Here is a 12,456-nt window from a genome sequence, read left to right on the forward strand (position 1 = left end):
TCACGAAATATAAAGAGGTAGACCCAATTATAGGGTTACACGCAAACCATATTCTTTGCTGCTTTGCTGTAACCACAACCAAAAGTAGTCGGCAAAGCTGCGGCGTACGATAAGCTGAAAACTGTCGTTACCAGTGCGGCGAATATGAGTAGACGATTTAGCGAATGCGGTACCGATAACCTTTCCAACAGGAAACTGCTTAAGGTGAAAATCGTAGCCCGTAGATTTTTGCAGTACCTTGATACAATCAGGCCCGCTGATCTCAAGAATAGTTTGCCCGCCACTAATATCAGACACCGCGAAGTGTCCAGTGATACTTTCCCTTAGGATCGCTTCTGTTGCTTCTTCTTTCCCGCCTTCAACAATAATGAGCCACTCATCAGGCGATAACCACATAATTGTAGCGTTATCATTTTGTAGAGACGTGCAAGGGGTTAGCGGTAGCGTTAAACCCAGTGCTTTTTCTACGCCGTTTTTAAATTCTGGACTGTCGCTATTGCCTCGTAGATTAAGGTGCCCCAGCAGCTTAGCTTCACGAAGAAACACGCCGCCTTCGTGCGTTACACTGGCTAAAGACTCAAAATCTGCATGGTACAAAGGTGACTGTACATTAACGATATTAGACATTTTGACGGTCTCCTTTGGCATCATAAAATACGGAACTGCATATCTCGGCTTCCACTGTGGTGCCATCGGCCAGAGGGACAAAAACAGACTGCCCCATGCGTTCAAGACCTCCTTTCACCACAGCCAGTGCAAAAGAGTGACCTAAGCACGCACTGTAATAACTAGAGGTAACATGCCCCACCATAGTCATAGGAATACTTTCGTTGGGGGCGAACACAAGCTGTGCGCCTTCGGGCAATACAAAGTTTTTGTCTTTTGGTTTTAGGCCAACGAACTGCTTGCGATCGCTGCGCTGGTTATCTTCTCGGGTCCACGAGCGTTTACCTAGGTAACTGAATTCTTTTTTCTTCCCTACCACCCAGTTCATGTCTAAATCTTGCGGCGTTACCGAGCCATCGGTATCTTGCCCCACTATAATAAACCCTTTTTCAGCCCTTAAAATATGCATGGTTTCCGTGCCGTAGGGGGTTATATCAAACTCCTCTCCGGCGGCCATTACCGCTTCCCAGGTATGAAGTCCATGGTTGGCTTGCACGTTTATTTCAAATGACAATTCACCCGTGAACGAAATACGGAAGATACGCGCCTTCACGCCCGCCACTTCGGTGGCTATCCATCCCATGTAAGGAAAGGCCTCGTTGCTCACATCAGCATCAGTGAGTTTTTCCAACACCTTACGGCTATTGGGGCCTGAAATCGTCATGGTAGACCAATGATCGGTCACTGTACTGAAGTACACTTCTAATTCAGGCCATTCAGTTTGATGCCATAGTTCTAGCCAGCTTAAAACAGCAGGCGCACCACCTGTGGTGGTGGTCATTAAGAAGCGGTTGTCGTTAATACAAGAGGTTACCCCGTCGTCAAACACCATACCGTCTTCTTTACACATTACCCCGTAGCGACATTTCCCAACGGCTAACTGGCTCCATGGGTTGGTATAAACACGGTTTAAAAACTCTCGAGCGTCTTTGCCTTGAATATCTATTTTGCCAAGCGTTGAAGCATCTAAAATACCCACGCTATTTCGCGTGGCTAAGCACTCACGTTGAAGTGCTTGCTGCATGGTTTCCCCTGGTTTAGGGAAATACCATGGGCGCTTCCATTGGCCTACATCTTCAAACTCTGCACCATTCGCTAAATGCCAACTGTGCATAGCGGTAAAGCGAGCGGGGTCGAAAAGATGCTTCACATCACTGCCCGACAGCGCCCCAAAGGTAACCGGCGTATACATAGGCCGAAAAATAGTGGTGCCGGTTTCAGGAATCGTTTTACCCAATGACTTGGCGGTAATTGCCATGCCATTAATGTTACCTAGCTTGCCTTGATCGGTACCAAACCCCAGTGCGGTATAACGCTTAACATGCTCGATAGACTCAAAGCCCTCGCGGTTCGCAAGCTCAATACCTGCGGCGGTCACGTCGTTTTGGTAGTCGACAAATTGTTTAGGAGCACGACTGGTAGGTTTCACATGTGGAATATGAAACAGTGCCATAGCGGGTGCTTCAACGGGCTCTTTGATAACAGGCGTACTGCTTGGCTTTACTAGTTTTAGCTTCGGAACTGGTTCAGCTGAAGGTTCTAGTTCGGCTGAAGGCTCTTGATCCGCTGAAGGCTTTTGATCCGCTGAAGGCTCTTGCGCCGGTTTACCGGTTGCCGCTTGTGATGCTTTAACGCCGCATTGCATACCTTCGTTCAACACCTGCGTTAACGAATATACGCCGTTAACGCCGCCACAGATAAGCTGTGCTTGCTCGGTTTTTCCTGGCACAAAACCTTGAATGTCATCTCGCCATACAGGCTTGCTGCCAGTGTGCGACGATAAATGCAATACAGGGCTCCAACCGCCAGAACTAGCGACGGTATCGCAGGTGTAACTCACCACTTCACCCTCAACCTTGTCGCCATTGCTGCTAATCGGTGCCACTTCCACCGATTTAACCCGCTTACTGCCCTTCACGTTAATAATGGCGTGGCCGAATAAAACCTTAATGCCGAGCTCAATGGCTTGTTTAACTAAATCGCCTTCAGTACCTGCTTCTGGAGTAGGCCGTGTATCAGCTATTACCGCCACTTCTTTACCAGCATCATGCCAAGCTATTGCGGCTTTATAGGCATTGTCGTTGGTAGTCATTAAGGCCAATGTATTGCCAGGTACTACCGCATAACGATTAATATAAGTAGAAACCGCAGACGCCAACATACAACCCGGCACATCATTATTACCAAACACCAATGGCCGTTCGTGCGCGCCCGTGGCCAAAATAACGTGTTTAGCCCGCACTTTATGCACCCGCTGACGGGTGCCATTGCTATCGGTTTCACCAATATGATCGCTACGGCGCTCGTTAATACCTAAAAAGTTATGGTCGAAATAACCGAATACGGTGCTGCGTGGAAGTAGCGTAACGTTTTCATTTTGCTCTAACTCGCTTAAAGTGTTGGCCACCCATGCAGATGCACTCATGCCATCAAGCAATTGGGTAGAGCACAGTAAGCTACCACCCATTTCGTTTTGTTCATCGGCAATAATGACGCGGCTGCCTGCTTGCGCTGCGGCCAATGCTGCAGATAAACCAGCAGGGCCAGCACCCACTACCATCACATCACAATGATGATGCATTTTGTCGTAGGTATCTGGGTCGGGTTGTAATGGGCTACTACCTAAACCTGCACCTTTACGAATAATTTTTTCATACGACATCCACATAGACTGCGGAAACATAAAGGTTTTGTAGTAAAAACCAGGGGGCATGGCTGCGCCGCCTACTTTACCTACCGTTTCCATTAAATCGAAATCTACATTAGGCCAACCGTTGGTGGCGTTGCACACAAGGTTTTGATACAGCTCGGTTTGCGTTGCCCGCGGGTTGGGAATAGTAGAAGCGTCGTTCGAGCCTATTTGAAAGATGGCATTGGGCTCTTGGGCATCAGCGGTAATAATGCCCCTTGGGCGGCTATATTTGAAACTTCTGCCTACTACATCAACGCCATTAGCTAATAATGCAGACGCGAGGGTATCGCCCTCAAAACCCTGATAAGTTTTGTTATTAAACGTAAAGTTTAAGGTTTTATGCCGATTAATGCGGCCACCCAGTTCAAGACGGTTTACTTGGCTCATTGTGTGTCCTCAGCAGTAATACTGGGCTGCTGCCCCATTTTGTAAGTTTCGAGTATTTTGTAAGTCACGGTGTGTCGCGTCATATTGAAGAACTTCCTACACCCAGCTGCATGCACCCACATTTCATGGTGCAAACCACGGGGGTTTTTGCGGAAGAACAAATACTGAGACCATTCTTCATCTGTTAATGATTCTGGTGCCAAGGGGCGCACAATGTGGGCTTGACCGTGGGGGTGAAACTCTTCTTCTTCGCGATATTCTTCGCAATAAGGGCAGTAGATATGCAACATGTTTTAATCTCCCTGACTTAGTGCGCAACACCGGCAGCGCCGTGTTCGTCAATTAGTTTGCCCGATGTGAAACGGTTCACGTCAAAGGCCTTAGCAAGTGGGTGTGGTTCATCTTTTGCCACTGTGTGTGCAAAAACATGGCCCGATCCCGGCGTCGCTTTGAACCCACCGGTGCCCCAACCGCAATTAAAGTACAGCCCCTTGATATGGGTTTTTGAAATAATCGGGCAGGCATCAGGGCACGTATCAACAATGCCGCCCCACGCGCGATTAAGCCTTACCCGGCTAAAAATTGGGAACATTTCGATAATGGCAGAAATAGTATGCTCAAGAATATTGAATGAGCCACGTTGCCCGTAGCCCAAGTAGCCATCGATTCCCGCGCCTATGACTAAGTCGCCTTTGTCCGATTGACTTACGTAACCATGTACATGGTTAGACATAACAACCGTGTCGAGTATGGGTTTAATCGGCTCAGACACCATGGCTTGTAAAGGATGAGACTCCAATGGCAGCTCCATGCCAACCATTTTGGCTAGCGTACCCGAGTTGCCTGCGGCTACGCAGGCAACTTTATCGGTAGAAATGAAGCCACGATTGGTTTCTACACCACAAACGGCTCCGTCTTTACGACGAATTCCGGTTACTTCGGTTTGCTGCAATAGGTCTACGCCTAGGGCATCTGCGGCGCGGGCATAGCCCCATGCCACGGCATCATGACGGGCTGTGCCGCCACGGGGTTGCCACGATGCCCCCATAACGGGGTAACGTGCGTTTTTAGAACAATCAAGAATTGGCACAAGGTCTTGTACTTCTTGGCCATTAAGTAATTGAGAGTCGATACCATTAAGTCGGTTAGCACTGACTCTTCGCTCAATGTCACGCATATCTTGTAATGTGTGACCTAAGTTCAGAACGCCGCGCTGACTGAACATTAAGTTGTAGTTTAAATCTTGAGCCAAGCCTTCCCACAACTTCAATGAATGTTCATACAAATGCGCCGCTTCATCCCATAAATAATTGGAACGAATAATGGTGGTATTACGCGCCGTATTGCCGCCGCCAAGATAGCCTTTTTCAACCACAGCAATATTGGTCATGCCATGCTCTTTTGCCATGTAATAGGCCGTGGCCAAACCATGACCACCACCGCCAACAATAATGGCATCGTAGTGCTTTTTAGGCGTTGGGTTTCGCCATACTCGTTGCCAGTTTTCGTGGTGACTCAAGGAGTGCTTTAGCAGTCCGAACCCAGAGTATTTTTGCATGGTTCTACCTTTCATTCATTGCGCGCAGCAATATCTGTTTATTAATGCCAACCCTACTTCTGTAGGCTGCTAGTCATAGTAAAAATGGCTAAGATGTTATCGATAGACGGGATGAGCTTCACATAGCGCCAACACGTTAGCGCGTACGGTGGCTATCGTATTTTCGCTATGAATGTCGTCTAACACATCGCAAATCCAATGGGTTAGGTCAGTCACCTCTTCAATTCCAAACCCTCTACTTGTGATAGCTGGCGTACCTATACGCAGTCCGCTGGTTACAAAAGGCGATTGGGGGTCGTTAGGCACTGAGTTCTTATTTACCGTAATATGTGCTTTACCAAGGGCGGCATCAGCATCTTTACCGGTCATATTTTTATCAATTAAATCGAGCAAAAATAAATGGTTATCGGTACCGCCCGACACCACTTTGTAGGTACGTTTTTTAAATACATCAGCCATGGCCCGGGCGTTGTCGATAACCTGCTTTTGGTATTCAACAAAGTTTGCTTCCATGGCTTCTTTAAACGAAATAGCTTTGGCTGCAATAACATGCATTAGCGGGCCACCTTGGCCGCCAGGAAAAACCGCAGAGTTAAATTTCTTTTCTAAAGCTTCATTGTGCTTGGCTAAAATAAGTCCGCCACGAGGGCCTCGAAGGGTTTTATGGGTAGTGGTGGTGACGACATCGGCAATGGGTACTGGGTTAGGATACTGCCCGGCGGCTACTAGACCTGCCACATGCGCCATATCAACAAAAAACCATGCACCTACTTCATCGGCAATATCGCGAAAACGCTGCCAATCTACTACGCGAGAATAAGCGGAAAAACCTGCAATAATCATTTTAGGTTTGTGCTCGTGCGCCAACGCCGCTACTTGGTCGTAGTCGATTTCACCGGTGGCTTCATTTAAGCCGTATTGCACAGAATGATAAATTTTACCGGAAAAACTAACTTTTGAACCGTGGGTTAGATGCCCACCGTGCGCCAAACTCATGCCTAATACCGTATCGCCTGGCGCGAGTAACGCCATAAATACTGCGGCGTTAGCTTGTGACCCAGAATGAGGTTGCACATTCGCGTAGTCAGCCGAAAACAACGCTTTGGCTCTATCAATAGCTAATTGCTCTACTACATCAACATGTTCGCAACCGCCGTAATAGCGTTTACCAGGGTAGCCTTCGGCATATTTGTTTGTTAGCTGAGAGCCTTGGGCCTGCATCACGCGGGCGCTGGTGTAGTTTTCAGACGCAATCAGTTCCACATGATCTTGTTGGCGTTTTTCTTCGTTAAGGATGGCTTGCCAAATTTCATTGTCGTACTCAGCAATCTGATCATCTTTGTAAAACATTATGCTTTCCTCAGCACCGACAGCAGCGAACATTGTCGTAAATAAATGTGAATGTAATGACACTAACGTTTGGACGAAGGCGCTTTGTATTTAGCTGATTCAAGGTGAATCTTTTTGCTGTTTAGTTCGACTTCTTGTGCAGCATATTAGCCCTCGTTTTACTGGTTAATAGTTCTGCTAACGCCACAATTGCCACCATTAACGACATTATTTTGGGGTTTAAAAAGTTAGGCTAAATGAAGTACTTGAGTTGTAAAAAAGCGGTTACTAAAACCGGATATCGAGAACAAAAAAATTCCGAACGGGTCGGAATTTTCGAAAAGAAATAAACGTTATGCTAGTGCTAAGTGAAGTGCTTAATACTCAATGGCCACATCGCCTTTCGGTATGCTACAGCAGCTTAGAATGTAGCCATCTTCTACATCTTCATCGGTAATGCCGCCATTGTGTGACATCACTACCTCGCCAGCTGTTTTCTTCACCATACACGTGCCACACATGCCTAGCCCGCACCCTTTGGGAATATGCAAGCCCACCAGGGCAGCCGCAGTATGCACGGTTTGATCGGGTTGAATCTTGATTGATTTACCGCTGTTACTAAACTCAACTTGCAATAAGTCGTCGGTATCAATGTCGATATTGGCGTTATCATCGGCCTGTTGCTGCGCGTCTTCATGAGCTTCGGTAGGCGGCAAGCCAAAGCTTTCTTCATGGTAATTTTCCATGTTAAAGCCTACTACCGTGAGCAGCTTTTTAATGGCATCCATGTAAGCGGGCGGCCCGCAGCAAAATATGGTTCGCTGCATAAAATCAGGGGCAATAATTTCTAGTTGGCGCTGGTCAACAAATCCATAATAACCATTCCAACTTTCTCCATTTTCATAGCGTTCGCACACAATATTTAAATTGAAGTTGTCGATGCGCGAGTCCATTAATTTCAGTTCGCGATAATAAATGATGTCTCTGGGTGTTCTGGCGCTGTGAACGAAGGTGATATCTACGTTAGCATTGGTGTCGTACCACCAGCGTGTCATCGACATAATAGGCGTAATACCTACCCCGCCAGATAGTAATAAGACTTTGTCGCTGACAATATCAAAGCAATTAAATGCACCAACTGGGCCGTGAATAGTGAGTAAATCACCCAGCTTTAAATTGTCGTGCATCCAGTTAGATACTTGGCCGCCAGGTATGCGTTTTATGGTAACGGAAAAGCTGTAGGGCACAGAGGGTGACGACGAAATTGTGTAGCTACGAAATACTTGCTCACCGTTTATTTGCAATTCAAAGGTAACAAACTGCCCCGGCTTGAAAAAATGCATAACCGGCGAGCTTGCCTTAAAGCAAAATGTGCGCACATCCATGGTTTCATAGATAACGTTAACGCACTGTACTTCGTGGCGCCCATTGGCCCAACTTTGCGTATTTACATCGGTTAAAAAATTCTCGCTCATTGCGAACACATTCCATAAAACTAAACGGGATATGCGCTCAATATCTACTAGTAAGAAATGCCCCACTTATTCAAAAACGACAAGCCTATAACCAATAACACCAACAGTAAGAATCCAAACTCGCTTGCGCAAATTAAACGGATTAAGAAAAAACGCGACAGGTCGGAATTGCACGCTAGTTTTGTCGTTTTTGGCAATGCTTTAATCACTAAGGCGCTGCAAAATCAAAAAATTCAGGTAGAGCACATGTCGAACATACAAAGGCTCTGTAAAAACCAACTCTCCACCAGCCTAACCATAAAAAAAAGCTGGACACCATACAGGGCAAGGAAACACATAGAATGGCAAACCTAAATATTATACCGAGTTCGACAATACCTTGTACCAAAGAGCAAGCGATAGCGGATAGCCTAAAAGCGCACCCTGTGTCGTTGTCGCTACCCCAGCCCTTCTACACCGAACAAGCCAACTTCGATGTTGAAATGGAGCAAATCTTTCAAAAAGAATGGTTATTTGTAGGGCTTAGCTGCGAAATTCCTAAGAAAGGTAATTTCCTGACTCAGCAAATTGATAATAGCTCTATCACAATTGTGCGCGATCAAAACGGCGAAGTACGCGCATTTCATAATGTTTGCCGCCATCGTGGTTCGAAATTATGTTTAACCGAAAAAGGTAAAGCGGCCAAACTAGTATGTTCGTACCATCAATGGACGTACGAACTAGATGGTAATTTACTGTACGCTGGCACCGACATGGGTGACGATTTTGATAAATCGAAATTCGGTTTACACCCTGTTCATTGTCGAAATGCGGGCGGGTACATTTATATTTCGCTTAGTGACAACCCAACCAATATTGACGATTACTTTGAAGATCTTGCCCACTACCTTGAACCCTACGATTTAGAAAATGCCAAAGTGGCCGTTGAAAAGACCATAGTAGAAGAGGCAAATTGGAAGCTAGTGATAGAAAATAACCGTGAGTGCTACCACTGTAGCGGCTCGCATCCAGAGCTTTTAGGCTCGTTATTGGAATGGGATGATACTGAAGATCCAAGAGCCAGCGATGAGTTTAAGTTTCTAGTAGCATCGAAGCAGGCGTTATGGGACGCAGAAGGAATTCCTCACAAGCACGTTTCCCACGGGTACGCCAAGCGCAACCGCATTGTTCGCATGCCCCTAAAAGAAGGCACTCATGTAATGACGGTAGACGGCAAGCTGGCCGTTAAAAAATTGATGGGGCGGATAAAAAACCCTGAATTAGGCTCCATGCGCATTTTGCACCTGCCTAATTCGTGGAACCATGCGCAAAGTGACCATATTGTTGCCTTTCAAGTTAAACCCCTTGGACCACGTAAAACTGAAGTAACAACAAAGTGGGTGGTACATAAAGACGCGGTTGAAGGCGTAGATTACGACCTTGATAGACTCACCTACGTATGGGATGAAACCAATAAACAAGATAGACGTTTGGTAGAAAACAACCAACGAGGAATTAATTCAATAGCCTATCAACCAGGGCCTTATTCTGCCACTTATGAGTTTGGGGTGATTAACTTTATCGACTGGTTTAGTTACACCATGCAAGTGAATATTGCGGCGTCGACAACTCGCAGTTAAGGGCTTTAACGAAAAGGCCTTAACTGAAAGATATAAAATAAGAGGTTTAAGCTAAGAGGCCTAAACCAACCAACTTTCACCATACTAATTTTATCAACCTGTACATACAAACTAACGAGAGTGCACATTCGTTGTAGAAAAAACTTTCGTTCTGTGTAATAAAAAATCAATAACTTTGTGTTTTGAATAAAAATGACGCAATTAGAATAGATAAAGTCGTTATTTTTATACTGCATTTGCCTGTAGTGATTCAATAATCGTCACCTAGCCTCATCGCTAATCTGACGGTTATTTGAATCAAATTTTGATCAAAAAATAGACCCACTAAAAATAATAAAAACATGGCAAGCTAGAGGCTAATGCAATGATACCTATACAGACAAAGTACGAAGGAAAGGGCGACCGTGTTCGCCATATCGGTTTTTTGTTACTGCCAAATTTCACCATGATGGCATTAACGTCTGCCATAGAGCCTTTGCGCATGGCAAACCACCTTTCAGGTAAAACCTTGTACACCTGGGCTACCATAAGCGCCAGCGGTGAACCCGTTGTCGCCAGTGATGGCTTGAGTGTGAACGTGAGCGCCCGATACGAAAACCATGGAAGCTATTCGGCGGTAATGGTTTGCGGCGGCGTGGCGGTGAAAGAAGGTATTACCAAACTCGATTTGAACTGGTTAAATTACTTAGCCAGAAAGAACGTGATTTTAGGTGGTATTTGCACGGGAAGTTATGCATTAGCAAAAGCGGGATTGCTAGATAACGTAAACTGCACTATTCACTGGGAAATGCTAGCCAGCTGGCAAGAAGACTTCCCAAAAATTAAAAGCACCAACCAACTTTACACCATTGAACATAAACGTTGGTGTAGTTCCGGTGGCACTGCCCCTATGGATTTGATGCTTTGCCTAATTGGCAGAGAATATGGAAAAGAACTGCAAATTGCGATTTGTGAAATGTTCGCCCACGAACATATTCGCGACGAATCAGAAATGCAGCGTATTCCGCTTCAGCATGTTGTAGGTGCTAACCAGTCTAAGCTTCAAGATATAGTGCATTTGATGGAAGCCAATATTGAAGAGCCTTTGAACCTAAACGAGTTAGCCGGTTTCGTGAACTTGTCTCGCCGTCAGCTAGAACGTTTGTTTCAACGGTATTTGCATTGCTCACCCCATCGGTATTACATGCAAATTCGTTTAACCCGCGCAAGGCAGCTTATTAAGCAAACCAATATTTCTATTATTGAAGTGGCAATTTGCTGTGGGTTTGTTTCTACCCCTCACTTTAGCAAGTGCTATCGAAACGCGTTTAAAATACCGCCTCGAGAAGAACGTGCAAACCGAGGCTTACAATTCGACAACGCCAGCGGCGAATCGACATTTGGCACAGTGCAACTTCATTCATTTCCCGTGCATCAACTAGAGTGTGGTTAATACTCAACCACACCTACTCACTCACCTTCTCACCCATTAAGTAAACACTCACTTACTCATAGAGACAACAATAAAGGTAAGTGAGAATTTCCTCGGACAACTTTCTACTTTTCTTCTTTTTGTATAAGTACCACTGCGCTTACCTGCCCTCCCTTTTCGCGAAAAGCTTATTTTGACTTATCTGCAGGGCACGACGCATTTAGCAAATAATGAGTCGTATTAGCCCTAATCGACCATTTTGCTAGTGCTATTCTAATTTCCAAATTGTAAGCATGAAGCACATTTTAAAAGCGGCTTTTAGTTAAGGAATATCCCATGCAAGACGCAAAAGAGTTGCACGACAGCTCGATAATATTCGACGGTCTAGTGATAGCCAAATGGAACCGAGATTTGTTTGAAGACATGCATCGCGGCGGCCTAACCGCCGCGAACTGCACCGTGTCTGTGTGGGAAGGTTTTAAAAGCACCATAGACAACATTGTGGAATTTAATCAATACTTTGAAACCGACAGCGACTTGATCATGCCGGTAACCAAAACCGCTGATATCGCCACCGCCAAAGCCCTTGGTAAAACCGGCATTATTTTGGGTTTTCAAAATGCGAATGCCTTTGAAGATCAAATTGGCTATGTAGAAATATTCAAAAAGCTGGGCGTAGGTATAGTGCAAATGGCCTACAACACGCAAAACTTAGTCGGTACGGGTTGCTATGAACGCGACGGCGGCTTATCCGGTTTTGGCCGTGAAATAGTCGCTGAAATGAATCGCGTAGGCATAATGTGCGACCTAAGCCACGTAGGCCCGCAAACCTCAATTGAAGTCATTGAAGCATCGACTAAACCTGTGTGTTATTCCCACTGTTTACCATCAGGTTTAAAAGATCACCCCCGCAATAAGTCAGACGAAGAACTTAAATTCATCGCCGACAGAAACGGCTTTATTGGCGTAACCATGTTTGCCCCTTTCTTGGCAAAAGGCATCGATTCCACCGTAGATGACTATGTAGAAGCCATGGACTACGTGATTGATATTGCAGGCGAAGACTGTGTAGGTATAGGCACAGATTTCACTCAAGGCCACGACAAAGCCTTCTTCGATATGCTAACTCACGACAAAGGCTACGCACGTAACCTCACTAACTTTGGAAAAATTGTGAACCCACTTGGTATTCGTACCCTTGGCGAGTTCCCCAATTTAACCGCCACCATGTTAAAGCACGGTTGGTCGGAGCAAAAAATCAAAAAGGTGATGGGTGAAAACTGGGTTAACGTTTTAAAACAAGTGTGGGGAGAATAATT

Annotated in this window: 9 protein-coding genes; 3 read left to right on the forward strand and 6 right to left on the reverse strand. The window is 45.7% G+C overall.

Annotation, left to right across the window (positions count from 1 at the left end; all coding sequences use genetic code 11):
- Nucleotides 1–27: 27 nt before the first annotated feature.
- The 6 genes from R1T43_RS00060 to R1T43_RS00085 form a co-directional block, all read right to left on the reverse strand.
- The gene (locus R1T43_RS00060; RefSeq protein WP_317351482.1) at nucleotides 28–627 is read right to left on the reverse strand and encodes a sarcosine oxidase subunit gamma; all 600 of its coding nucleotides are present in this window, start codon (nucleotides 625–627) and stop codon (nucleotides 28–30) included.
- Nucleotides 620–3,745 carry a sarcosine oxidase subunit alpha gene (locus tag R1T43_RS00065; RefSeq protein ID WP_317351483.1) on the reverse strand — a complete coding sequence of 1,042 codons (3,126 nt, stop codon included), beginning with the start codon at nucleotides 3,743–3,745 and terminating at the stop codon, nucleotides 620–622. The genes R1T43_RS00060 and R1T43_RS00065 overlap by 8 nt, the downstream gene beginning before the upstream one ends.
- Nucleotides 3,742–4,035, reverse strand: coding sequence for a sarcosine oxidase subunit delta (locus R1T43_RS00070; protein ID WP_062085503.1), 294 nt, complete (start codon nucleotides 4,033–4,035; stop codon nucleotides 3,742–3,744). Before R1T43_RS00070 ends, R1T43_RS00065 begins: the two co-directional genes overlap by 4 nt.
- Nucleotides 4,036–4,052: 17 nt before the next feature.
- Nucleotides 4,053–5,303, reverse strand: coding sequence for a sarcosine oxidase subunit beta family protein (locus tag R1T43_RS00075; RefSeq protein WP_211069236.1), 1,251 nt, complete (start codon nucleotides 5,301–5,303; stop codon nucleotides 4,053–4,055).
- A 96-nt stretch (nucleotides 5,304–5,399) separates the two neighbouring features.
- On the reverse strand, nucleotides 5,400–6,653 hold the full coding sequence (glyA, locus tag R1T43_RS00080) for a serine hydroxymethyltransferase (RefSeq protein WP_317351487.1): 1,254 nt from the start codon (nucleotides 6,651–6,653) through the stop codon (nucleotides 5,400–5,402).
- Between the two features lie 356 nt (nucleotides 6,654–7,009).
- Nucleotides 7,010–8,107: a hybrid-cluster NAD(P)-dependent oxidoreductase gene (locus tag R1T43_RS00085; RefSeq protein WP_317351490.1), complete on the reverse strand. Its 1,098-nt coding sequence runs from the start codon at nucleotides 8,105–8,107 to the stop codon at nucleotides 7,010–7,012.
- A gap of 341 nt (nucleotides 8,108–8,448) precedes the next feature.
- Here R1T43_RS00085 and R1T43_RS00090 point away from each other — a divergent pair, with 341 nt between their 5' ends.
- The 3 genes from R1T43_RS00090 (at nucleotide 8,449) to R1T43_RS00100 (ending at nucleotide 12,454) form a co-directional block, all read left to right on the forward strand.
- The gene (locus R1T43_RS00090) at nucleotides 8,449–9,726 is read left to right on the forward strand and encodes an aromatic ring-hydroxylating dioxygenase subunit alpha (RefSeq protein ID WP_317351492.1); all 1,278 of its coding nucleotides are present in this window, start codon (nucleotides 8,449–8,451) and stop codon (nucleotides 9,724–9,726) included.
- Between the two features lie 364 nt (nucleotides 9,727–10,090).
- Nucleotides 10,091–11,158, forward strand: coding sequence for a GlxA family transcriptional regulator (locus R1T43_RS00095; protein ID WP_317351495.1), 1,068 nt, complete (start codon nucleotides 10,091–10,093; stop codon nucleotides 11,156–11,158).
- 315 nt (nucleotides 11,159–11,473) lie between these two features.
- Nucleotides 11,474–12,454, forward strand: a complete 981-nt coding sequence (locus tag R1T43_RS00100; protein WP_211069241.1) for a dipeptidase — start codon at nucleotides 11,474–11,476, stop codon at nucleotides 12,452–12,454.
- The last annotated feature ends 2 nt before the right edge of the window (nucleotides 12,455–12,456 follow it).

This window comes from Alteromonas sp. CI.11.F.A3 (assembly GCF_032925565.1).
Classification (GTDB): Bacteria; Pseudomonadota; Gammaproteobacteria; order Enterobacterales; family Alteromonadaceae; genus Alteromonas.

What these genes read in the sequence shown, in the direction of transcription:
- R1T43_RS00065 (WP_317351483.1), bottom strand. Translation starts at nt 3,745, where the DNA reads ATGAGCCAAGTAAACCGTCTTGAACTGGGTGGCCGCATTAATCGGCAT.
- R1T43_RS00075 (WP_211069236.1), bottom strand. Translation starts at nt 5,303, where the DNA reads ATGCAAAAATACTCTGGGTTCGGACTGCTAAAGCACTCCTTGAGTCAC.
- R1T43_RS00060 (WP_317351482.1), bottom strand. Translation starts at nt 627, where the DNA reads ATGTCTAATATCGTTAATGTACAGTCACCTTTGTACCATGCAGATTTT.
- glyA (WP_317351487.1), bottom strand. Translation starts at nt 6,653, where the DNA reads ATGTTTTACAAAGATGATCAGATTGCTGAGTACGACAATGAAATTTGG.
- R1T43_RS00090 (WP_317351492.1), top strand. Translation starts at nt 8,449, where the DNA reads ATGGCAAACCTAAATATTATACCGAGTTCGACAATACCTTGTACCAAA.
- R1T43_RS00100 (WP_211069241.1), top strand. Translation starts at nt 11,474, where the DNA reads ATGCAAGACGCAAAAGAGTTGCACGACAGCTCGATAATATTCGACGGT.
- R1T43_RS00095 (WP_317351495.1), top strand. Translation starts at nt 10,091, where the DNA reads ATGATACCTATACAGACAAAGTACGAAGGAAAGGGCGACCGTGTTCGC.
- R1T43_RS00070 (WP_062085503.1), bottom strand. Translation starts at nt 4,035, where the DNA reads ATGTTGCATATCTACTGCCCTTATTGCGAAGAATATCGCGAAGAAGAA.
- R1T43_RS00085 (WP_317351490.1), bottom strand. Translation starts at nt 8,107, where the DNA reads ATGAGCGAGAATTTTTTAACCGATGTAAATACGCAAAGTTGGGCCAAT.